The organism is Streptomyces neyagawaensis (genome assembly GCF_023516595.1).
In the GTDB taxonomy this organism is placed as follows: Bacteria; Actinomycetota; Actinomycetes; order Streptomycetales; family Streptomycetaceae; genus Streptomyces; species Streptomyces neyagawaensis.
Genome location: NZ_JAMGBG010000201.1, coordinates 1 through 22,835, shown reverse-complemented (window position 1 = coordinate 22,835; position 22,835 = coordinate 1). Strand labels below are relative to the sequence as shown.

The following is a 22,835-nucleotide window of genomic DNA, read 5'->3' as shown; positions in this document are numbered from 1 at the left end:
TGATCGTCGTTCCCCGCATGAAGCCCTCGATCGCCTGGAACGCGCGCCGGGCCATCACCTCCAGCGTCTCCCCGCGGCCGCGCGGCGCGAGGGAGTGCAGCGAGGCGACCGCCTTGTCGGAGTCGCGCAGGAAGAAGAACATCAGCAGCAGCGCCAGGATCGCCATCGCGACGAAGGAGCTGACCGCGCTGACCCCGGTGAGCACCCCGGAGGCCGCCGTCCCGCCGAACTTCGACAGCAGTCCCTTGGCGTTCTTCGCGAGGTCGTCCAACGACGTCCCGGCCAGCCCGAACTCGTCGCTCAGCGACTGCGCCGCGTCCCGCAGCGAGGCGATGATCTGGTCGCCGGTGTCTATGAGCGCCGCCACCACGATGTACGCGGCGCCGCCCATCACCACGACCACGGCCGCACAGGTCAGCCCGGCGGCGAGGGACTTGTTGAACCGCATCGCCACCAGCCGCCGGTAGAACGGCCCGAGCAGCGCCGTGCCGAGCAGCGCGAGCAGCACCGGCGTGACCGCCGTCTGGAACGTCACGCAGATCCACACGCCCACCGCCACGACCCCGGTGACGAGCAGCGTCAGCGCGCTCCACACCGCCACGTGCCGCGCGGGCCCCGGCAGGAAACCACCGGCGCCGACCGGCGTAGCCGGGGCCGCCACCGGTGGCGGCAGCTCCAGGTGGCCGCCGCCGGTGGTCCGTATCGTCGTCCGCGTCCGGTGCAACGGTCTGCGCGCGGGACCGCCCCGCCGGCCCTGCCGTCCCCCGCGCACCCGGCGAGGGTCTCCCGTACGGCTGTTCATGCTTGCTCGTCTCCGCTCACTCAGGGGGTCGCGCACACCCCCTGAAGATCACGGGATGGCCGTGGCGCCATAGCGTAGACCCGGCGTCCGAACGGCCGTTGCCCGCCTACTCGGTGACCGGCAACGACGCCCCGTCCCGCAGGAACAGCGGGATGCGGTCCAGGGGCGCGTCCACGGTGACGGACGCGCCCCCGTCGTACGCCTCCCCGGTCCACGCGTCGGTCCAGCGGGCGCCCGCCGGGAGATACGTCGTCCAGGTGATCGCGCCCGCCTCCAGCACCGGCGCGACCAGCACGTCGGGGCCGAACAGATAGGCGTCGTCGACCGACCAGGCCCGCTCGTCCCCGGGGAACTCCAGGAACAGTGGACGCATGACCGGCAGTCCCTGCTCGTGGGCCTCGCGCATGACCCGCAGGACGTACGGCTTGATGCGTTCACGCAGCCGCAGATACCGCTCCAGGATCGCGCCGGCCTCCTCGCCGTACGACCAGACCTCGTTGGGGCCGCCGGTCATGGCCGGGCCGAGCGGCATGCCGGGCTCGCGGAAGCCGTGCAGGCGCATCAGCGGGGAGAACGCGCCGAACTGGAACCAGCGGACCATCACCTCCCGGTACGCCGGGTCGTCCGGGTCGCCGCCGTGGAAGCCGCCGATGTCGGTGTTCCACCAGGGGATGCCCGACAGCGCGGTGTTGAGGCCCGCCGCGATCTGCCGGCGCAGGGTCGGGAAGTCGGTGCCGATGTCACCGGACCACAGGGCGGCCCCGTAGCGCTGACTGCCCGCCCACGCCGAGCGGTTGAGGGAGACGATCTCCTCCTCGCCGGCCGCCTTCAGCCCTTCGTAGAAGGTGCGGGCGTTCTCCGCCGGGTAGATGTTGCCGACCTCCAGGCCGGGGCCCGCCCAGTACCGCAGGTTCTCCTGGAAGCCCGGCTTCAGCTCCGGCTCGCAGGCGTCCAGCCAGAACGCCGTGATGCCGTACGGCTCCAGGTAGTTCTCCTTCACCCGCGCCCACACGAACGCACGGGCCTCGGGGTTGGTCGCGTCGTAGAAGGCCACCTGGACCGTGGAGGCGACCTCCTTGTCGGGCCAGTCGGCGTGGGCGGTCGGACCGTACTGCGTGCCGATGAAGTAGCCGCGCTGGTCCATCACCGGGTGGTTCTCCGACAGCGGCGACACCGACGGCCACACCGACACCACCAGCTTGATGCCCATCCCGGCCAGTTCGTCCACCAGGGCCGCCGGATCGGGCCACTCGCTCAGGTCGAACTTCCACTCGCCGAGGTGCGTCCAGTGGAAGAAGTCGCACACGATCACATCGATCGGCAGACCCCGGCGCTTGTACTCCCGCGCCACGGCGAGGAGTTCGTCCTGGGTCCGGTAGCGCAGCTTGCACTGCCAGAACCCGGCCGCCCACTCCGGGAGCATCGGGGTACGGCCCGTCACCGCGCTGTAGCGGCGCTGCGCGTCGGCCGGTTCGCCCGCGGTGATCCAGTAGTCGATCTGCCGGGCCGAGTCCGCGACCCAGCGCGTCCCGTTGCCCGCCAGCTCGACCCGGCCGATCGCGGGGTTGTTCCACAGCAGGGTGTAGCCGCGGCTGGAGGTCAGCACCGGGATGCCCACCTCGGCGTTGCGCTGCACCAGGTCGAGGACCAGCCCCTTCTGGTCCAGCCGCCCGTGCTGGTGCTGGCCCAGGCCGTACAGCCTCTCGTCGTCGTACGCGGCGAAACGCTGCTCCAGCCGGTGGTGGCCGTTGCCGACCGCCGTGTAGAGGCGGGAGCCCGGCCACCAGAAGTGGGCGCGTTCCTCGGACAGCAGTTCACGGCCGTCGGCGGTGCGCGTGAACCGGATCAGGCCCTCGGCGCCGACCTCGGCGGTGAGCGCGCCGACCGTCAGCCGGCCCTGTCCCTCCTCGATCTTGACGCTGCTCTCGGTGCTCTCCGCCTCGTCGAGCAGGGCGCCCGGCAGCCCGTCGAGGATCGGGCCGCCCAGCCGGGCACGGACCCGGACCGCGTCCGGCCCCCAGGGCTCGATCCGCAGGGTCTCCTGGCGTCCGCTCCACTCCAGGGCGCCGTCCCGCTCACGGAACGTGCCGACGGTGGGGGAGGACTGGGCGAGGCTGACCGCGCCCGTCGGGGTCTGGTTCTCGTTCTCGGCAGACTGATTCACGAGACGGCTCCTGGAAGGAAGGAGTGACGGCCCACCCGGCACGTCCGCTGCGGCCGGGGGAGTGGGGTCGGGGGCAGGGGCGTCGGGGCAGGGGCGGGAAGCGCAGGGCTCGCCGCCCGGACGACGTGCGGGTCGGCGGGAGAACATGCCGGACGAGCGGCAGGACGGTGGGGCGGTTGGTGGGCGGGTCGGTGGGCGCTGGATGACCGGGCCGGGGACCGGAGACCGGGGCCGGAGCCACGCGGGCGGGTGGAGGGGGAGTGCGCGCGACGGGCGACGGGGGCGGCCGTCGGCCTGCGGGAGCTGGATCCCGCATGCCATGCCCCGCCCCCGGTGTCAGCCGCCGGTCAGCGGTCCCGTGCTCGCGCGGACCGTCAGCTCGGGGGCGAGCAGCACCACTTCGTCCGTCTCCCGCCCGTCGAGCTTGGCGACGAGCTGCTCCACGGCCCGCCGCCCCATCTCCTGGGCGGGGATGGCGACCGAGGTCAGCCGCACCGACGCCTGGAGGGCGACCTGCTCGGGGCAGACGGCGATCACCGAGACGTCCTCGGGCACCGCCCGGCCCTGCTGGCGCAGCAGCGCGAGCAGCGGCTCGACCGCGGACTCGTTCTGCACGACGAACCCCGTGGTGCCCGGCCGTTCGTCGAAGATCCGGGCCAGCGTCGCGGCCATCGCGTCGTACCCGCCCTCGCAGGGCCGGTGCAGCACCCGCAGCCCCAACTCCCGCGCCCGCGACCGCAGCCCGTCGAGGGTGCGCTCGGCGAAACCGGTGTGCCGCTCGTACACCGCGGGGGCCTCGCCGACGACGGCGATCTCGCGGTGGCCGAGCATCGCCAGGTGCTCCACACACAGCGCCCCGGTCGCCCCGAAGTCGAGGTCCACGCAGGTCAGGCCGCTGGTGTCGGCCGGCAGCCCGATGAGCACGGACGGCTGGTCGGTGTCGCGCAACAGTGGCAGGCGCTCGTCGTCCAGTTCGACGTCCATCAGGATCATCGCGTCGGCGAGCCCGCTGCCGGTGACCCGGCGGACCGCGTCGGGACCCTCCTCGCCGGTGAGCAGCAGCACGTCGTAGCCGTGGATGCGGGCCGTGGTCGCCACCGCGATGGCGATCTCCATCATCACGGGCACGTACATGTCGGTCCGCAGCGGGACCATCAGCGCGATGATGTTGGACTTGCTGCTCGCCAGGGCGCGCGCCCCGGCGTTCGGGTGGTAGCCCAGCTCCTGGATGCTCCGTTCGACCCGTTGGCGGGTGCCGGCGGAGATGGACCGCTTGCCGCTGAGGACATAGCTCACCGTGCTCGCCGAGACTCCGGCGTGCTGGGCGACCTCGGCGAGGGTGACCATCCAGCTCTCCCAGCGTGTTTAAGCGCTTCGACTGCGCATGGGTTCCGTACAGGGTGACGTGAGGGTGGCTCGACAGTAGCTCGATGGTGGGTGCGTGTCCATAGGTTGTCGAAGCGCTTCGATACCGGGTCGGGCACCCAAGGGGTGGGGGGAGGGATGAAGCGAGGGGCCTCGGGCTCGTGGGGGCTTGGCGCGTGGCTTTCCGCGCCCCTTTCGGGCGCCCTCTGCTTCCGGAGGTGCCGTACGCCTCAGCTTAGGGCCGTGGGGGCGGCTTTCGGCCGTGGGTGGCGGGGAGTGGCCGGTCCGGGGGTGAAGCGGTACTCGGCCACCGGCGGCCGAACGCGGACGCGAGGGGTGGCGGGGGGCGTCCGGATCGGGTACCAACGATCGAGTAGCACCCATCGGTAACCAATCAGGTACTCATCCGGTACAAGATCCCGATTCGCGGCGAGGTGAGCCTCATGTCCGCCCCACCCCTCAAGAAACCCGTCGTCACCGAACGTGAGGCCCGCCAGGTGGCGGAGGCAGCCCGCGAGCGGGACTGGCGCAAGCCCAGCTTCGCCAAGGAACTGTTCCTGGGCCGGTTCCGCCTCGACCTCATCCACCCCCACCCCCTGCCCACCGACGAGGCCGTCCGGCGCGGTGAGCAGTTCCTGACCAAGCTCCGCGCGTTCTGCGAGACGAAGGTCGACGGCGCCCTCATCGAACGCGAGGCCCGGATCCCCGACGAGGTGATCAACGGCCTCAAGGAACTCGGCGCCCTCGGCATGAAGATCGACCCCAAGTACGGCGGCCTCGGCCTCACCCAGGTGTACTACAACAAGGCGCTGGCCCTGGTCGGCTCGGCCAGCCCGGCGATCGGCGTGCTGCTCTCCGCGCATCAGTCGATCGGCGTACCGCAGCCGCTGAAACTGTTCGGCACCCCCGAGCAGAAGCAGAAGTTCCTGCCGCGCTGCGCCCGCACCGACATCAGCGCCTTCCTCCTCACCGAGCCCGACGTCGGCTCGGACCCGGCCCGGCTGGCGACGACCGCGGTGCCCGACGGCGACGACTACGTCCTCGACGGCGTGAAGCTCTGGACGACGAACGGCGTGGTCGCCGACCTCCTCGTCGTCATGGCGCGGGTGCCGAAGTCCGACGGCCACAAGGGCGGCATCACCGCCTTCGTCGTGGAGACGGACACGCCCGGCGTCACCGTCGAGAACCGCAACGCGTTCATGGGCCTGCGCGGTATCGAGAACGGCGTCACCCGCTTCCACCAGGTCCGGGTCCCGGCGGCGAACCGCATCGGCCCGGAGGGCGCGGGGCTGAAGATCGCGCTGACCACCCTCAACACCGGCCGGCTCTCGCTGCCCGCGTCCGGTGTGGCCGCCGGCAAGTGGTGTCTGAAGATCGCCCGCGAATGGTCGGAGGCCCGTGAGCAGTGGGGCAAGCCGATCGCCCACCACGAGGCCGTCGGCGCCAAGATCAGCTTCATCGCGGCCACCACCTTCGCCCTGGAGGCGGTGCTCGACCTCTCCTCGCAGATGGCCGACGAGGACCGCAACGACATCCGGATCGAGGGCGCCCTCGCCAAGCTCTTCGCCTCCGAGATGGGCTGGCGCATCGCCGACGAGCTGGTCCAGATCCGTGGCGGCCGGGGCTTCGAGACCGCGGACTCCCTGCGGGCGCGCGGCGAACGTGCCGTGCCCGCCGAGCAGATGCTTCGCGACCTGCGGATCAACCGCATCTTCGAGGGCTCCACGGAGATCATGCACCTGCTGATCGCCCGCGAGGCCGTCGACGCCCATCTGTCCGTGGCCGGAGACCTCATCGACCCCGAGAAGTCCCTCTCCGACAAGGCGAGGGCAGGAGCGAACGCGGGCGTCTTCTACGCCAAGTGGCTGCCCAAGCTGGTCGCGGGCACCGGTCAACTCCCGCGCGCCTACGCGGAGTTCCACCCGGCGGGCCACCCCGACCTCTCGGCCCACCTGCGCTACGTCGAGCGCTCCGCCCGCAAGCTGGCCCGCTCCACCTTCTACGCCATGTCCCGCTGGCAGGGCCGGATGGAGACCAAGCAGGCCTTCCTGGGCCGGATCGTGGACATCGGCGCCGAGCTGTTCGCGATGAGCGCGGCCTGCGTCCGCGCCGAGCTGCTGCGCACCACGGAGGGGCACGGCCGCGAGGCGTACCAGCTCGCCGACGTCTTCTGCCGGCAGTCCCGCCTCCGCGTCGAGGAACTCTTCGGCCGGCTGTGGAGCAACACCGACGACGTCGACCGCAAGGTGGTCAAGGGCGTGCTCGGCGGTGCGTACGAGTGGCTGGAGCAGGGTGTGATCGACCCCTCCGGTGACGGCCCGTGGATCGCGGACGCCACACCGGGTGCGAGCGAGAAGGAGAACGTCCACCGCCCCATTCGCTGACGCCGCTCCCTTCGCTGACGCCGCCTTCGCCGACCGCCACGCGCGGAACGCACCGTCGCCCCGCTCCGCCGTCCCGCTGCTTGCCGCGCTCACCCCACGAGCCGACAATCGAAAGGACGGCGGACGGGGCGACAGCGCCGAGGTGATGCTGCGATGTCCGAACTCGGCTTGAATTCCCTCACCCACAAGATCATGCGCGCGGGCGAGGGCCGGATACTGCGCCGACTGCACCGGATCGCCGACGAGGTCGCCTCGGTAGAGGAGGATTTCGCGGCCCTGGACGACGCCGGCCTGCGTGCCCTCACCGACGAGTACCGGCAGCGGCTGGCCGACGGCGAGACCCTCGACGACCTGCTGCCGGAGACCTTCGCCACCATGCGGGAGGCCGCCCGCCGCACCCTCGGCATGCGCCCCTTCGACGTCCAGGTCATGGGCGGCGCCGCCCTCCATCTCGGCAATGTCGCCGAAATGCAGACGGGCGAGGGAAAGACCCTGGTGGCCACCCTTCCCGTCTATCTGAACGCCCTCACCGGAAAGGGCGTCCACGTCGTCACCGTCAACGACTACCTCGCCCGCCGGGACGCCGAATGGATGGGAAAGGCGTATGAATTCCTCGGGCTGACCGTCGGCGTAGTCCGCTCCGAATCCACCTCGGACGAACGCAGGGCGGCGTACGCGTGCGATGTCACCTACGGCACGAACACGGAATTCGGCTTCGACTATCTCCGCGACAACATGGCCTGGTCGCGAGCCGAACTCGTCCAGCGCGGCCATCACTTCGCGATCGTCGACGAGGCCGACTCCATCCTCATCGACGAGGCCCGCACCCCGTTGATCATCTCGGGCCCGGCGGACCCGGCCACGCACTGGTACGAGGCCTTCGCGACGCTCGTCGGCCCGATGAGGGGCGTCGAGATCCAGGAGGAGCGCTTCACCCGCCCCGCCGACAAGGAGCGGCTGGAGCGGCTGCGCGCGAGCCACGACTACGAGTACGACCCGCGCAAGCACACCGTCGCGATCCTCGACGCCGGCGTCGAGTACGTCCAGGACCAGCTGGGCATCGACAGCCTCTACGAGTCCGACCACACCCCCCTCATCGGGCACCTCAACAACGCCCTCAAGGCCAAGGAACTGTTCCGCAGGGACCAGGAGTACGTGGTCATCGACGGCGAGGTCCTGATCGTCGACGAGCACACCGGCCGCCTGCTTCCCGGCCGCCGCTACAACGAGGGCCTCCACCAGGCGATCGAGGCCAAGGAGGGGGTGTCGGTCAACGCCGAGAACCAGACCCTCGCCACCATCACCCTGCAGAACTTCTTCCGCCTCTACGACAAGCTCTCCGGCATGACCGGCACCGCGATGACGGAGGCCGCCGAGTTCCACCAGATCTACGAGCTGGGGGTCGTCCCCGTCCCCACCAACCGGCCCATGATCCGCGAGGACCGGCCGGACCTGATCTACCGGACCACCGACGCCAAGTTCGCGGCGGTCGTCGACGACATCGCGGAGCGGCACGCCAGGGGCCAGCCGGTGCTGGTCGGCACCACCACGGTCGAGGTCTCCGAGGCGCTCTCCGCCCGTCTGCGCGCCCGCCGCGTCCCGCACCAGGTCCTCAACGCCAAGAACCACCGCCTCGAGGCCATGATCGTCGCCCAGGCCGGGCGCAGGGGAGCGGTGACGGTCGCCACGAACATGGCGGGCCGGGGCACCGACATCATGCTCGGCGGCAACCCGGAGGCCCTCGCCCGGGCCGCGCTGCCCGACGACGCGGACGACGAGGAGCGCCGGGCGGTCCTCGACCGGATCACCGCGCAGGTGGCGGCCGAGCACACCGAGGTCACCGCACTCGGCGGCCTCTACGTCCTCGGCACCGAACGTCACGACGCCCGCCGCGTCGACCACCAGCTGCGCGGCCGTTCCGGCCGCCAGGGCGATCCCGGGGAGTCCCGCTTCTACCTCTCCCTCCAGGACGATCTGATGCGGCTGTTCCAGGCCCAGCTCGTCGAGCGCGTCATGGCCGCGACGAACGTGCCCGAGGACGTCCCCATCGAGAACAGGATCGTCACCCGTGCCGTCGCCTCCGCCCAGGCCCAGCTGGAGCGCCAGCACTTCGAGTCCCGCAAGGACGTCCTGAAGTTCGACGAGGTCCTCAACCGCCAGCGCCGGCTGATCTACGCCCAGCGCCGCCGCGTCCTGGAGGGCGAGGACCTGCGCGGCCAGCTCCTCCGCTTCATGGACGACACCGTCGAGGCGTACGTCGCCGCCGAGACCGCCGAGGGGTACCCGGAGGAGTGGGACCTGGACGCCCTGTGGCGGGCGCTCGGGCAGCTCTACCCGGTGGGGGTGACGATCGAGGACCTGGAGCGGGAGCACGGCGGTCGCGCGAACCTCACCGCCGGGGACCTGGTGGCGGCCCTCACGGACGACATCCGCACCCACTACGCCGAGCGCGAGGCGGAGCTGGGCGAGGGCACCCTGCGCGAGCTGGAACGCCGGGTGGTGCTGTCCGTCCTGGACCGCACCTGGCGCGAGCACCTCTACGAGATGGACTACCTCCGCGACGGCATCGGCCTGCGCTGGACCCTGGGCCGCGAACCCATCATCGAGTACGAGCGCGAGGGCTTCGACATGTTCGTCGCCATGACCGACGCGATCAAGGAGGAGTCCGTCGGCTACGTCTTCCACCTCGACACCGCCTCCACCGGCCTCGCCCCCTCCCGCGACGAGGACGCCCTCCACTTCACGGCCCCGACCGTCGACACGGCGGAGGGTGTGGTGGAGGGCGCCCGGCGGTCGTAGCCGCTCAGCGGTAGGTGCCGCCGCCGCTCAGCAGTACTTGTCGCTGGCGTCGCGCGTGGTCCACGAGCACGAGTCGACCTTGGTCCCGCTCGCCCGCAGCAGCGTCGCCGTGTCGCTGGTGTTGTTCCAGACGTAGGCCCGGCGGTTCTGGTACTTCGTCGCGCTGGTGTCGGTGCCCGAGCCGGTGCGGACCTTGATGTACTTGCCGGCCCCGATCTTGATGTTCGGGAACGTGTACTTGTGGTTGTCGGGGTCCTTCAGCACCCAGCCGTTCAGCGAGACCGCCGACGAGCCGGTGTTCCTGATCTGCACCCATTCGCCGTTGAGGCTCGTGTTGGTCCGGGTGTCCTTGCCGGGACTGTCGAAGTACACGCGGTAGATGGACACGCCCCCCGCCGCCTCGGCCGGGCTGCTCAGCACCGTGCCGGTCAGAGCGACCGCTCCGGCGAGAGCGGGCAGGACGGCGCGTATGCGCTTGCGCATGGATTTCCCCCCAGGGACCTCGTTCACGATCGCCGTCATCCAGCGGCGATCGGCTGATACGACGTTCGGATCAGCTGGGAAGAAGTCATATCACCCTGTCTTCACACCTGCTTCACAAACGGAGAAAACGCATCGTCGACGGCACACCACCCGAAGTGGGTCAACAGGGGGCCGCGCGGTCCTGCCGGACACCGGATGCGGCAACAATGGGGGGATGAGTGACAGTCCCGCCCCTCTCTCCGATCCCCATCTCGTCTTCGACCCCGTCGACGGGGTCCGGGACGTGGTGATCCTCGGATCGACCGGCTCGATCGGCACCCAGGCCATCGACCTCGTCCTGCGCAACCCGGACCGCTTCCGGGTCACCGGACTCTCCGCCGCCGGAGGGAGGGTGGAACTGCTGGCCGAGCAGGCGCACCGGCTGCGGGTGCGGACCGTCGCCGTCGCCCGCGAGGACACCGTCCCCGCGCTGCGCGAGGCCCTGACCGCCGCGTACGGCACCGGCGAGCCGCTCCCCGAGATCCTCGCGGGCCCCGGCGCCGCCGCCGAGCTCGCCGCCTCCGCCTGTCACACGGTGCTCAACGGCATCACCGGCTCCATCGGCCTCGCGCCCACCCTCGCCGCCCTGGAGGCCGGCCGCACCCTCGCGCTCGCCAACAAGGAGTCGCTCATCGTGGGCGGCCCGCTGGTGAAGGCCGTGGCCAAGCCCGGCCAGATCATCCCGGTCGACTCCGAGCACGCCGCCCTCTTCCAGGCCCTCGCCTGCGGCACCCGCGCCGATGTGCGCAAGCTGGTCGTCACCGCCTCCGGCGGCCCGTTCCGCGGCCGCACCAAGGCGGAACTCGCGGACGTCACCCCCGCCGACGCCCTCGCGCACCCCACCTGGGCCATGGGCCCCGTCATCACGGTCAACTCCGCGACCCTCGTCAACAAGGGCCTGGAAGTCATCGAGGCGCACCTCCTCTACGACATTCCCTTCGATCGCATTGAGGTCGTCGTCCACCCCCAGTCGTATGTCCACTCGATGGTTGAGTTCACGGACGGATCGACAATGGCGCAGGCCACGCCCCCGGACATGCGCGGCCCCATCGCCATCGGCCTGGGCTGGCCGCAGCGCGTCCCCGACGCCGCGCCCGCCTTCGACTGGACCAAGGCGTCCACCTGGGAGTTCTTCCCCCTCGACGACGACGCGTTCCCCTCGGTCGGCCTCGCCCGGCACGTGGGCCGGCTCGCGGGCACGGCCCCGGCGGTGTTCAATGCGGCCAACGAGGAGTGCGTGGACGCGTTCCTGCACGGCGGTCTCCGGTTCGACGCGATCATGGAGACGGTGACCCGGGTCGTCGAGGAGCACGGCACCCCCGCCACGGGAACTTCCCTGACCGTGGCGGACGTCCTCGAAGCGGAGACCTGGGCGCGCGCCCGCGCCCGTGAACTGACCGGTTCCCCAGGCAAACCCACCGAGCGGACGACCGCGGAGGCCCGTGCATGACGACCCTGATGTTCATCCTCGGCATAGTGGTCTTCGTGATCGGCCTGGCCTTCTCGATCGCCTGGCACGAGCTCGGCCACTTCTCGACGGCCAAGATGTTCGGCATCCGCGTGCCCCAGTTCATGGTGGGCTTCGGCCCGACCATCTGGTCCCGCAGGAAGGGCGAGACGGAGTACGGCGTCAAGGCGATCCCGCTCGGCGGCTACATCCGCATGATCGGCATGATCCCGCCCGGCGCCGACGGCCGCGTCGAGAGCCGCTCCACCTCCCCGTGGCGCGGGATGATCGAGGACGCCCGCGAGGCGTCCTTCGAGGAGCTCCAGCCCGGCGACGAGCAGCGCCTCTTCTACACGCGCAAGCCGTGGAAGCGCGTCATCGTGATGTTCGCCGGGCCCTTCATGAACCTGATCCTCGCCGTCGTGATCTTCGTCGGCGTGATGATGACCTTCGGCGCCAAGACCCAGACGACCACGGTCAGCAAGGTCTCCGACTGCGTCATCTCCGCCAGCGAGAACCGCACCAAGTGCAAGGACGGCGACAAGGAGGCCCCCGCCAAGGCCGCCGGCCTCCAGCCCGGCGACAAGATCGTCGCGTTCGACGGCGCCCCCGTCACCGACTGGTCGGCCCTCCAGGCCGACATCCGCGACAACCCCGGCAAGAAGGTCGTCCTCACCGTCGAGCGCGACGGCAAGCAGGTCGACATCACCCCCACCCTCATCAAGAACGACGTCGCCCAGACCGACGGCCAGGGCGGCTACGTCGAGGACAAGTTCGTCTCCGCCGGCTGGCTCGGCTTCACCCCGGCCACCGACATCGTCCCGCTCTCCTTCGGGCAGTCCGTGGACCGCATGGGCGACATGATGGAGAACGGCGTCGAGTCCCTGATCTCCCTGCCCGCCAAGATCCCCGCCCTGTGGGACGCCACCTTCGGCGACGGCGAGCGCGCGGCGGACTCTCCCATGGGCGTGGTCGGGGCCGCCCGCGTCGGCGGTGAGATCTTCACCATGGACATCCCCGCCACCCAGCAACTCGCCAGCTTCCTCATCCTGCTGGCCGGCTTCAACCTGTCCCTCTTCCTGTTCAACATGCTCCCGCTCCTCCCGCTCGACGGCGGGCACATCGCGGGCGCCCTGTGGGAGTCGGTGCGTCGGAACACCGCCAAGGTGCTGCGGCGGCCCGACCCCGGCCCCTTCGACGTGGCGAAGCTGATGCCCGTCGCGTACGTCGTGGCCGGCGTCTTCATCTGCTTCACGCTGCTGGTCCTCATCGCGGACCTCGTGAACCCGGTGCGCATCTCGTAGACACCGCGCGTTCACGGCGGCCGGGCACCCTGGGGTGCCCGGCCGCTTCGCTGTCCCGCCCCCGGCCTTCCCTTACGGGTGGGTTTACGGCCCGTGATGTGCTGGGGCCCGGGGCCGTGCCGTAATCTCGATGCCTGGAGCCCGCCTGTTCCGGGACCCGATCCTGATCCACAACTTGGGGTTGCACAGCAGATGACTGCGATTTCTCTCGGCATGCCGTCCGTTCCGACCAAGCTCGCCGAGCGCCGCAAGAGCCGGCAGATCCAGGTCGGGTCCGTGGCGGTCGGCGGGGACGCACCGGTGTCGGTCCAGTCCATGACGACCACGCGTACGTCCGACATCGGCGCCACGCTCCAGCAGATCGCCGAGCTGACGGCCTCCGGCTGCCAGATCGTCCGGGTCGCCTGCCCGACGCAGGACGACGCCGACGCCCTGCCCGTCATCGCGAAGAAGTCGCAGATCCCGGTCATCGCCGACATCCACTTCCAGCCGAAGTACGTGTTCGCCGCGATCGAGGCCGGCTGCGCCGCCGTCCGCGTCAACCCCGGCAACATCAAGCAGTTCGACGACAAGGTCAAGGAGATCGCCCAGGCGGCGAACGACCACGGCACCCCGATCCGCATCGGTGTCAACGCCGGCTCCCTCGACCGCCGTCTCCTGCAGAAGTACGGCAAGGCCACCCCCGAGGCCCTGGTCGAGTCGGCCCTGTGGGAGGCCTCCCTCTTCGAGGAGCACGGCTTCCGGGACATCAAGATCTCGGTCAAGCACAACGACCCGGTCGTCATGGTCAACGCCTACCGTCAGCTCGCCGCCCAGTGCGACTACCCCCTCCACCTCGGCGTCACCGAGGCGGGCCCCGCCTTCCAGGGCACGATCAAGTCCGCCGTGGCCTTCGGCGCGCTCCTCGCCGAGGGCATCGGCGACACGATTCGCGTCTCCCTCTCCGCGCCCCCGGTCGAGGAGGTCAAGGTCGGCAACCAGATCCTGGAGTCCCTCAACCTCAAGCAGCGCGGCCTGGAGATCGTCTCCTGCCCCTCCTGCGGTCGCGCCCAGGTCGACGTCTACAAGCTCGCCGAAGAGGTCACCGCCGGCCTCACCGGCATGGAGGTCCCCCTTCGCGTCGCCGTCATGGGCTGCGTCGTCAACGGCCCCGGCGAGGCCCGCGAGGCCGACCTCGGCGTCGCCTCCGGCAACGGCAAGGGCCAGATCTTCGTCAAGGGCGAGGTCATCAAGACCGTCCCCGAGTCCAAGATCGTCGAGACCCTCATCGAAGAGGCCATGAAGATCGCCGAGGAGATGGAGAAGGCCGGCATCACCTCGGGCGAGCCGACGGTGGCGGTAGCGGGCTGACCCCTGCGAGGGCCGCAGGCCCCTCGAGGGGCGCGGGGAACTGCGCGACAAGTCACGACGTACCCGCACCCGCCAGAGCACAGCTACCCCCGAGGCCACCGGGCGCCCGGCCCGTGGCGCAGCCACCGGGCACCCGGCCACAGCTCGCGGGGTATCGTGCGGGTGCCGCAGCATCGTCTCGTGGGCCGCAGGCCTCTCGAGGGGCGCGGGGAACTGCGCGACAAGTCACGACGTCCCCGCCCCCGTCAGAGCCCAGCTACCCCCGCGGCCACCGGGCGCCCGGCCCGTGGCGCAGCCCCCGGGCACCCGGCCACAGCGCGCGGGGTATCGTGCGGGTGCCGCAGCATCGTCTCGCGGGCCGCAGGCCTCTCGAGGGGCGCGGGGACCTGCGCGACAAGTCACGACGTACCCGCACCCGCCAGAGCACAGCTACCCCCGAGGCCACCGGGCACCCGGCCCGTGGCGCAGCCACCGGGCACCCGGCCACAGCCCCGCAGGGTATCGTGCGGAAATCAGCGCAGACCAAGGGTGAGGCCCCCGCACGTGTTGACGCAGACCACCACCCGGGTCCTCGAACCGAGTGACCTGGACGCCGCACTCGCCGTCCTCGACCGCGAGCCCGTCGCGAACGCCTTCGTGACGTCCCGCGTCCAGGTCGCCGGCCTGGACCCCTGGCGGCTCGGCGGCGAGATGTGGGGCTGGTACGAGGACGGCGCCCTCACCTCGCTCTGCTACGCCGGCGCCAATCTCGTCCCCATCTGCGCCACCCCGCGCGCCGTCCGCGCCTTCGCCGACCGCGCTCGCCGGGCCGGCCGCCGCTGCTCCTCGCTCGTCGGCCCCGCCGAACCCACCGCTCAGCTCTGGCGTCTGCTGGAGCCCAGTTGGGGCCCCGCCCGCGAGGTCCGCGCGCACCAGCCGCTGATGGTCACCGACCGGCTGCCCGACCCCGCCGAGGTCGCCCCCGACCCGTACGTCCGCCGGATCCGCAAGGACGAGATGGAAACGATCATGCCGGCGTGCGTGGCGATGTTCACCGAGGAGGTCGGCGTCTCCCCGATGGCCGGGGACGGCGGCCTCCTCTACCAGGCCCGCGTCGCCGAACTCGTCGGCTCCGGCCGCTCCTTCGCCCGCCTCGACGCCGACGGCCGCGTGGTCTTCAAGGCCGAGATCGGCGCCGCCACCCCCCAGGCCTGCCAGATCCAGGGCGTCTGGGTGGCCCCCGAGTACCGCGGCCGGGGCCTGGCAGGGCCCGGCATGGCGGCGGTCCTGCGCTACGCGCTCGCCGACGTGGCCCCTCTGGTCAGCCTCTACGTCAACGACTTCAACACGGCCGCGCGGCGCACCTACCGCAGGGTGGGTTTCCAGGAGGTCGGGGAGTTCATGAGCGTCCTCTTCTGACGAAGGCCGACGCACCCCCGCCCCGGACACGGGAACCGTACGGTCGGCCACATCCGACCGGCGCCCCGCGCACCACCCGAACCCCCCTGTAGCATCCGCAACATGAGCCTCGTCATCGGCCCCCTGGACCTCCCCGCCCACGTAGACGAGGCCCTGGCCGTCCAAGCCGTGGCGTTCGGTCTCGGCCCCGACGAGGTGGCCGTACGCCGCCAGATCGTCCTGCGCCACATGACCTACCCCGGAGCGAGGGCACTCGGCGCCACGGCCGGCGGCCGTCTCGTCGGATTCGTCTACGGCATGCCCAACGACCGCACCCACTGGTGGTCCACCGTCGTGGAGCCCTACCTCCGCGCCCGGGGCCACGAGGACTGGCTGGACGACTCCTTCGTGATCACCGAACTGCACGTCCACCCCGCCTACCAGAACCGCGGGGTCGGCCGCTCCCTCATCACCACCATCACCGACAGCGCGACCGAGCCCCGCTCGATCCTCTCCGCGATCGACATCGAGAGCCCCGCCCGGGCCCTGTACCACTCCCTCGGCTACGAGGACCTCGCCCGCCAGGTCCTCTTCCCCAGCGCCCCGAGGCCCTACGCCGTCATGGGCGCCCCCCTGCCCCTGCGCCGCAGGTAGCCGCCCTACCGCCGCCGCCCGCCACCGCCGGATTTCCACGGTCCCCCGCCCCCCGGCTAACCTCCTGCCATCAACCGATCCGCAGCAGGAGTACGAGAACCATGGCGAACGCACCGGTCCAGCGCATGTCCCAGTTGATGGCGAAGACGCTGCGCGACGACCCGGCGGACGCCGAGGTACTCAGCCACAAGCTGCTGGTCCGCGCCGGCTACGTCCGCCGCACCGCCGCCGGCGTGTGGACCTGGCTGCCCCTCGGCAAGCGGGTCCTCGCCAACGTGGAGCGGATCGTCCGCGAGGAGATGGACGCGATCGGCGCCCAGGAGGTGCTGCTCCCCGCCCTGCTGCCGAAGGAGCCCTACGAGGCGACCGGCCGCTGGGACGAGTACGGCCCGGAGCTGTTCCGCCTCCAGGACCGCAAGGGCGGCGACTACCTCCTCGGCCCCACCCACGAGGAGATCTTCACGCTGATCGTGAAGGACCAGGCGTCCTCCTACAAGGACCTGCCGGTGATCCTCTACCAGATCCAGACGAAGTTCCGCGACGAGGCCCGCCCCCGCGCCGGCATCCTGCGCGGCCGTGAGTTCCTGATGAAGGACTCGTACTCCTTCGACCTGGAGGACGAGGGCCTCGCCCAGTCGTACGCCCTGCACCGCCAGGCGTACCAGAAGGTGTTCGAGCGCCTGGGCCTCGACTACCGCATCTGCGCCGCCACCGCGGGAGCCATGGGCGGCTCCAAGTCGGAGGAGTTCCTGGCCCCGGCCGGCGCCGGCGAGGACACCTTCGCGGACTGCCCGAACTGCGACTTCGCCGCCAACACCGAGGCGATCACCTACGAGTTGAAGCCGGTGGACGCGGGCGACGTGCCCGCCCTCGAGGAGATCCCCACCCCCGACACCCCCACCATCGAGACCCTCGCCGCCCACCTCGGCGTCCCGGCCTCCGCCACCCTGAAGAACCTCCTCGTGAAGGTCGACGGCGAGATCGTCGCCATCGGCGTCCCCGGGGACCGCGAGGTCGACATGGGCAAGGTCGAGGCGCACTTCGCCCCGGCGGTCGTCGAGATGGTCACCGAGGACGACTTCGCCGCCCACCCCGAGCTGGTCCGCGGCTACGTCGGCCCGCAGGGCCTCGGCGAGAAGGTCACCTACGTCGCCGACCCCCGGGTGGCCCCCGGCACCTCCTGGATCACCGGCGCCAACAAGGACGGCACGCACGCCAAGAACGTCGTCGCGGGCCGTGACTTCGAGGTCGGCGCGTACGTCGACGTCGTGGTCGTCCAGGAGGGCGACCCGTGCCCGAAGTGCGGCACCGGCCTGAGGCTGGACCGCGCCATCGAGATCGGCCACATCTTCCAGCTCGGCCGCAAGTACGCCGACGCCCTCAAGCTCGACGTCCTCGGCCAGAACGGCAAGCCCGTCCGCGTCACCATGGGCTCGTACGGCATCGGCGTCTCCCGCGCGGTGGCGGCCCTCGCCGAGCAGACCGCCGACGACAAGGGCCTGTGCTGGCCCGCCGAGGTCGCCCCGGCGGATGTGCACGTGGTCGCCGCCGGCAAGGCCCTCCAGACCGAACTCGCCCTGGAGGTCTCGGAGAAGCTGCGGGCCGCCGGCCTGCGCGTCCTCGTCGACGACCGCGCCGGGGTCTCCCCGGGCGTGAAGTTCACCGACTCCGAGCTGATCGGCGTGCCGCAGATCCTGGTCGCGGGCCGCCGCTCGGCCGAGGGCGTCCTGGAGCTGAAGGACCGCCGCACCGGCGAGCGCGAGGAACTGACCGTCGACGAGGCGATCGCCCGGCTGACGACCGCCTGACCCGGCGCTGGCGGTCGTGCCGTCGACGGCCGCCCGAGCCCCCACCGGCGGTCGAGCCGTCGACGGCCGCCACCGGACTCCGTACGGACGAGCAGGTGCGTGGGGACTGGTCGCGCGGTTCCCCGCGCCCCTGAGAAGCGGGGGCTGCGCCCCGCGCTTCTCATCGGCCCGCAGGGCCGTTCCGGGTGCGCGGGGAACCGCCCGAGAACTCCCCGCGCACCCGCTCGCCGTCGACGAACCCCAACCCTTCCGAGGGTGACCTCAGAGCCAGCCGGCGAACTCCAGCAACAGTTCGGCGTCGCGCGGGCGGCCCACCCGCCGGGCCCGCACCCCCGACTCCACGGCCCGGAACAGCGTCCACCCCCGCAGCCGTTCCTGGTCCACGTCCAGTGAGTCGGCCAGCTTCCTCACCCGTCGCCGTGTCGTCGCCGCCCCCGACGGGGAGGCGATCAGATCCTCCACCCGGTCCCGCACCAGTCGCGCCAGATCGAACGCGCACTCCCCGACCACCGGATCGGGCCCCACCGCCAGCCACGGCAACCGGTCCCCGGCCAGCACCTTGCTCTGCCGGAACGTCCCGTGCAGCAGCCTCTCCTCGGGAGCGGCGGCGAGCAGCTCCTCCCGCGCGGCGAGAGCCGCCTCGACCAAGCCCCGGACCTCAGCGTCGGCCTGGGCGCCCGCCCGCATCGCCTCGGCCTGACGGCCCGTCCGCTCGCCCACGGTCTCGAACACATGCGCCTCGGGCGGCTCGACCCACAGCCGCCGCAGCGTGGCCGCCGCCTCCAGCAGCGCCTTCGCCTCGGGCAGCGACCGCACGGACAGGTCCGGCCGCAGCCGCTCCAGGAGCAGCACACCCTGACTGTCCCCGGGGTTCAGCAGCTCCACGGCGCCCCGCCCGTCCCAGTGGGCGAGCGCCGCCCGCTCGCTCTCCGGCCGCGCCCGCCCGGGCGCCAGCTTCAGCACGGCCGGGGTGCCGTCGATCTGCCGCACGAGCAGCACCAGACTGCTGCGCCCGCCGGGCGCCTGCACCCGTTCGAGAGTCAACTCGCGTAGATCCAGGGCCTGTTGAAGGATGTCCGGTAGCCGCGACAGCCACTCCTGGGCGCCGTCGCCCCCGCTCTGCCGGGTCTCGGCGAGCGCCCGCACAAGCCGCTGCGGCGGTTCGAAAGCCTCGAAAGCCCTGCGCGTCATGTGCGAGTCGTTCCCTTCCAGGCCGTGATCAGGTGCGCGGTGCCGCCGAGGCGGTGGCACCGGCCGCCCGCTCGGCGAGACCAGGGAAGGCTACGCTTCCCCCGCGCCACCTGACCGCCCGCACCGCCGCCTCCCGCAGCGCCTCGGCCGCCGAGGCCCGTCGCTCACCGGTCGCCGCCCGCACCAGGTCGGAGTACACCCCGGCCACCCGCTCCTCCAGCTCCACGGCCAGCCGTACGGCGGAATCCGCGTCCGTCACCGGGAAGGGCAGCGCGTAGGCGGCCGCCGAGGCCTCGGGCCGGCCGTCGAGGTCCCGCACCGCCCGCGTCAGCAGGTCACGCCGGGCCCGATGGGCGTCGTACGCCTCCCGCGCCTCGCTCTGCCGCGCGTCACCGATCTTCCCGCCGACGATCCCGTACCCGTACACGGCGGCGTGCTCGGCCCCGAGCGCCGCCTGCATCGCCTTCAGCTCCGCGCCGCTCACTTCGCACCCTCCGTCAACATGTACGCGTGCCCGGCCCCCGCCGCGGCCACCGACGCCATCAGCCGGGCCAGCTCGCCCGGCACCTCCAGCAACGCCTTGCCCCGCCGGTCGGCGAGCTTCCGCTCGGCCGCGGCCAGCTCGGCGAGCGCCGCCTTGGGTTCGGCCGGCACGGGGTCGGGCCCGCCGGAGGCCGAGGGCGAGGCAGAGGCCGTCGCGGACGGCGACTGCGACTGCGACGGCGAGGGGGACGCGGAGGAGGACGCAGAGGAGGACGCGGAGGGCTTCGCCGACCGCTTCCCGCCCCCGAACGCCTCCGCGTGGCGTACAGCCTCCGCCCGCAACGGCGTCAGCAGCCCGGCGAGGTCGGGATGGGCGGCGAGCACGGCGTCGTACCGCTCCACGAGCGCCTCACTGTCCCGCGCCGCCCCGGCCCGCGCCTTCTCGGTCGCCGAAGGACTCTCCCCGGCGGAATCAGACCCCTCAGCCCCGGACGAGCACCCCACGAGGAGGCCCAGACCCGCGGCCCCGGCGAGCAAAGTCCTTCTGCGCGGCCCCGACGGGGCACGCGACGGCAGGCTGAACGACACAGCAGACGTCCTAGGGGGGTCGTACGAACAATAGAGCGGTGTGATCACGTTACCCGGCCGCGCCCCACGCGGGGCGCGGGGAACCGCGTGACCGGCCGCGGACAACCCGCTCGCGCCAACGGACCACGTCCCCCGAGCGTGCGGGCGGACGGCAACACCCCAGCGGAGCGGCTACCCTTTGACCTGACACGCGCCCTACCCACAACAGCACACGCGGCCGAGGAGTCACCCGGATGAGCACCACCCAGAGCGAGAGGCTGCGAGAGCTGCTGGAACCCCTCGTACGCTCCCAGGGTCTGGACCTCGAAGAGATCGCCGTGGACGCGGTCGGCCGCAAGCGGGTGCTGCGCGTGACCGTCGACTCCGACGAGGGCGCCGATCTGGACACGGTCGCCGACGTCAGCCGCGCGCTCTCGGCCAAGCTGGACGAGACGGACGCGATGGGCCAGGCGGAGTACACCCTGGAAGTCGGCACGCCGGGCGCTGAGCGCGCCCTCACCGAGCACCGCCACTACCGGCGGGCCGTGGACCGACTGGTGAAGTTCCAACTCCGCGAGGGCGGGGAACTGATCGCCAGAATCCTGACCGTGGACGACGACGGCCTCGACCTCGAGGTGCCCGGAGTGAAGGGCCGCAAGGCCACCGCCCGCAGGCTCGCCTTCGACGAGATCGACAAGGCCCGCGTCCAGGTCGAGTTCAACCGCAAGGACAAGAACGACATGAAGGAAGAGGAGGAGGCGTAGCCGTGGACATCGACATGAGTGCCCTCAGGGGCCTGGTGCGGGAGAAGGAGATCTCCTTCGACCTGCTCGTCGAGGCGATCGAGGCGGCCCTCCTCATCGCCTACCACCGCACCGAGGGAAGCCGCCGCCACGCGCGCGTGGAGCTCAACCGGGAGACCGGCCATGTGACCGTGTGGGCGAAGGAGGACCCCGAGGACCTGGAGGAGGGGCAGGAGGCGCGCGCGTTCGACGACACCCCGTCGGACTTCGGGCGCATCGCCGCCACCACCGCCAAGCAGGTGATCCTGCAGCGTCTGCGGGACGCGGAGGACGACGCGACGCTCGGCGAGTACGCCGGCCGCGAGGGCGACATCGTCACCGGTGTGGTCCAGCAGGGCCGCGATCCGAAGAACGTGCTCGTCGACATCGGCAAGCTGGAGGCCATCCTGCCCGTGCAGGAACAGGTCCCCGGCGAGACGTACCCGCACGGCATGCGGATCCGGTCGTACGTCGTTCGGGTGGCGAAGGGCGTACGCGGTCCGTCCGTCACCCTTTCGCGCACGCATCCCAATCTGGTGAAGAAGCTCTTCGCACTGGAGGTGCCGGAGATCGCCGACGGCTCCGTCGAGATCGCCGCCATCGCGCGTGAGGCCGGTCACCGGACGAAGATCGCCGTGAGGTCCACCCGTTCGGGCCTGAACGCCAAGGGCGCCTGCATCGGCCCCATGGGCGGCCGTGTGCGCAATGTCATGGGTGAGCTGAACGGCGAGAAGATCGACATCGTCGACTGGTCCGACGACCCGGCCGAGATGGTCGCCAACGCGCTCTCCCCGGCCCGGGTCTCCAAGGTCGAGGTGGTGGACCTCGCGGCCCGCTCCGCGCGGGTAACGGTGCCGGACTACCAGCTGTCGCTGGCGATCGGCAAGGAGGGCCAGAACGCCCGCCTCGCCGCCCGTCTCACCGGCTGGCGCATCGACATCCGCCCGGACACCGAGCAGCCGTCCGAATAGCCGAGGGCGACCGGCAGGCGCATGATCGGGAATAGATCCAAGCCGCAGGTCGCTCAGATCACGTCAGTTATATGCGCGGCAACTGTTCGATTCTTGCCCCAAAGGGGTGAGGTCGGTGCGGGGAGGTAGACTTAGCAGTGTCTGGCCGGACGCGTGCCCGCGCATGCCCTGAACGCACCTGTGTGGGGTGCAGGCAACGAGCGGCCAAGACCGAGCTGCTGCGCGTCGTGGCGATCGAGGATGAATGTGTCCCCGATCATCGCGGTACGCTGCCCGGCCGGGGTGCGTACATCCACCCCGCCCTGGTCTGTCTCGACCTGGCGGTTCGCCGCCGGGCGTTCCCGCGGGCGCTCCGTGCCCCGGGACCGCTCGACAGCGCGGCGTTGCGCCTCACCGTCGAGCAGGCAACACAGTAAGACGCGTCGCATGGAACCCCCGTGCGGCCCTGGTACCCCGCGAGTTGGAAGTAGGTCGAGATTGCGATGAGCACTCGATGAGCACGCGATGAGTACGCCCATGAAGTAGCGACGGTCCGGCGTCAACCCGGACCTAAAAGGAGCGAAGTGGCTAAGGTCCGGGTATACGAACTCGCCAAGGAGTTCGGGGTTGAGAGCAAGGTCGTCATGGCCAAGCTCCAAGAGCTCGGTGAATTCGTCCGTTCGGCGTCCTCGACGATCGAGGCGCCTGTAGTACGCAAGCTGACTGACGCCCTCCAGCAGGGCAGCGGTGGCGGCAAGCCCGCCCCGCGCAAGGCCGCCCCGGCCCGTCCGGCGGCCCCCTCTCCGGCGCAGGCCTCCCGTCCGGCCGCCCCGCGTCCGGGTCCGGCGGCTCCGAAGCCGCCCGCCGCGGAGAGGCCCGCGGCGCC

The 22,835-nt window shown here is 71.4% G+C and carries 19 protein-coding genes; 12 read left to right on the top strand and 7 right to left on the bottom strand.

Going from position 1 to position 22,835, the window contains the following annotated elements; genetic code table 11:
• The 3 genes from M8J73_RS43330 to M8J73_RS43320 all read right to left on the bottom strand — a co-directional run.
• Positions 1-595: AI-2E family transporter (locus M8J73_RS43330; protein WP_308408386.1), on the bottom strand; the 595-nt coding region annotated here is incomplete at its 3' end.
• Between the two features lie 313 nt (positions 596-908).
• Positions 909-2,966 carry a glycoside hydrolase family 31 protein gene (locus M8J73_RS43325; RefSeq protein ID WP_055540011.1) on the bottom strand — a complete coding sequence of 686 codons (2,058 nt, stop codon included), beginning with the start codon at positions 2,964-2,966 and terminating at the stop codon, positions 909-911.
• Positions 2,967-3,302: 336 nt separating this feature from the next.
• Positions 3,303-4,313: a LacI family DNA-binding transcriptional regulator gene (locus tag M8J73_RS43320; RefSeq protein WP_055543309.1), complete on the bottom strand. Its 1,011-nt coding sequence runs from the start codon at positions 4,311-4,313 to the stop codon at positions 3,303-3,305.
• 461 nt (positions 4,314-4,774) lie between these two features.
• Between M8J73_RS43320 and M8J73_RS43315 the strand changes: the two genes are divergently transcribed.
• Both M8J73_RS43315 and secA read left to right on the top strand, forming a co-directional pair.
• On the top strand, positions 4,775-6,715 hold the full coding sequence (locus M8J73_RS43315; protein ID WP_249829870.1) for an acyl-CoA dehydrogenase family protein: 1,941 nt from the start codon (positions 4,775-4,777) through the stop codon (positions 6,713-6,715).
• A 153-nt stretch (positions 6,716-6,868) separates the two neighbouring features.
• On the top strand, positions 6,869-9,514 hold the full coding sequence (secA, locus tag M8J73_RS43310; protein ID WP_079054850.1) for a preprotein translocase subunit SecA: 2,646 nt from the start codon (positions 6,869-6,871) through the stop codon (positions 9,512-9,514).
• Positions 9,515-9,541: 27 nt separating this feature from the next.
• Here the strand turns inward: secA and M8J73_RS43305 are convergent, their stop codons facing one another.
• Positions 9,542-9,997 (bottom strand): lamin tail domain-containing protein, encoded by a 456-nt coding sequence (locus M8J73_RS43305; protein ID WP_055538927.1) that lies wholly within the window; start codon positions 9,995-9,997, stop codon positions 9,542-9,544.
• 214 nt (positions 9,998-10,211) lie between these two features.
• Between M8J73_RS43305 and dxr the strand changes: the two genes are divergently transcribed.
• The 6 genes from dxr (at position 10,212) to M8J73_RS43275 (ending at position 17,976) form a co-directional block, all read left to right on the top strand.
• Positions 10,212-11,486, top strand: coding sequence for a 1-deoxy-D-xylulose-5-phosphate reductoisomerase (gene dxr, locus M8J73_RS43300; RefSeq protein ID WP_055538926.1), 1,275 nt, complete (start codon positions 10,212-10,214; stop codon positions 11,484-11,486).
• Entirely contained in the window at positions 11,483-12,787 is a 1,305-nt protein-coding gene (locus M8J73_RS43295) for a M50 family metallopeptidase (protein WP_055538925.1), read from the top strand. The genes dxr and M8J73_RS43295 overlap by 4 nt, the downstream gene beginning before the upstream one ends.
• A gap of 192 nt (positions 12,788-12,979) precedes the next feature.
• Positions 12,980-14,137, top strand: coding sequence for a flavodoxin-dependent (E)-4-hydroxy-3-methylbut-2-enyl-diphosphate synthase (ispG, locus tag M8J73_RS43290; protein WP_055538924.1), 1,158 nt, complete (start codon positions 12,980-12,982; stop codon positions 14,135-14,137).
• Positions 14,138-14,680: 543 nt separating this feature from the next.
• Entirely contained in the window at positions 14,681-15,535 is an 855-nt protein-coding gene (locus M8J73_RS43285; protein WP_055522833.1) for a GNAT family N-acetyltransferase, read from the top strand.
• Between the two features lie 102 nt (positions 15,536-15,637).
• Positions 15,638-16,168, top strand: coding sequence for a GNAT family N-acetyltransferase (locus M8J73_RS43280; RefSeq protein WP_055538923.1), 531 nt, complete (start codon positions 15,638-15,640; stop codon positions 16,166-16,168).
• Positions 16,169-16,269: 101 nt separating this feature from the next.
• A complete protein-coding gene (locus M8J73_RS43275; RefSeq protein ID WP_249829869.1) occupies positions 16,270-17,976 on the top strand; it encodes a proline--tRNA ligase in 1,707 nt (568 codons plus the stop codon).
• Positions 17,977-18,237: 261 nt separating this feature from the next.
• On the opposite strand, the gene M8J73_RS43270 is transcribed toward M8J73_RS43275, so the two are convergent.
• From M8J73_RS43270 to M8J73_RS43260, 3 genes are read right to left on the bottom strand one after another with little or no spacing between them, the layout of a single operon-like run.
• The gene (locus M8J73_RS43270; protein ID WP_055541381.1) at positions 18,238-19,167 is read right to left on the bottom strand and encodes an aminoglycoside phosphotransferase family protein; all 930 of its coding nucleotides are present in this window, start codon (positions 19,165-19,167) and stop codon (positions 18,238-18,240) included.
• 28 nt (positions 19,168-19,195) lie between these two features.
• Positions 19,196-19,651, bottom strand: a complete 456-nt coding sequence (locus M8J73_RS43265) for a ferritin-like domain-containing protein (RefSeq protein WP_055541382.1) — start codon at positions 19,649-19,651, stop codon at positions 19,196-19,198.
• Positions 19,648-20,238 carry a hypothetical protein gene (locus tag M8J73_RS43260; protein ID WP_240501602.1) on the bottom strand — a complete coding sequence of 197 codons (591 nt, stop codon included), beginning with the start codon at positions 20,236-20,238 and terminating at the stop codon, positions 19,648-19,650. The genes M8J73_RS43265 and M8J73_RS43260 overlap by 4 nt, the downstream gene beginning before the upstream one ends.
• Before the next feature lie 233 nt (positions 20,239-20,471).
• Here M8J73_RS43260 and rimP point away from each other — a divergent pair, with 233 nt between their 5' ends.
• From rimP to M8J73_RS43240, 4 genes are all read left to right on the top strand, one after another.
• Positions 20,472-20,981, top strand: coding sequence for a ribosome maturation factor RimP (rimP, locus tag M8J73_RS43255; RefSeq protein ID WP_055541384.1), 510 nt, complete (start codon positions 20,472-20,474; stop codon positions 20,979-20,981).
• Between the two features lie 2 nt (positions 20,982-20,983).
• On the top strand, positions 20,984-21,970 hold the full coding sequence (nusA, locus tag M8J73_RS43250) for a transcription termination factor NusA (protein ID WP_055541385.1): 987 nt from the start codon (positions 20,984-20,986) through the stop codon (positions 21,968-21,970).
• A gap of 137 nt (positions 21,971-22,107) precedes the next feature.
• Positions 22,108-22,386 carry a YlxR family protein gene (locus M8J73_RS43245; RefSeq protein WP_079050026.1) on the top strand — a complete coding sequence of 93 codons (279 nt, stop codon included), beginning with the start codon at positions 22,108-22,110 and terminating at the stop codon, positions 22,384-22,386.
• Positions 22,387-22,533: 147 nt separating this feature from the next.
• Positions 22,534-22,835 (top strand): translation initiation factor IF-2 N-terminal domain-containing protein (locus tag M8J73_RS43240; RefSeq protein ID WP_249829868.1); only part of this gene is annotated, 302 nt, incomplete at its 3' end.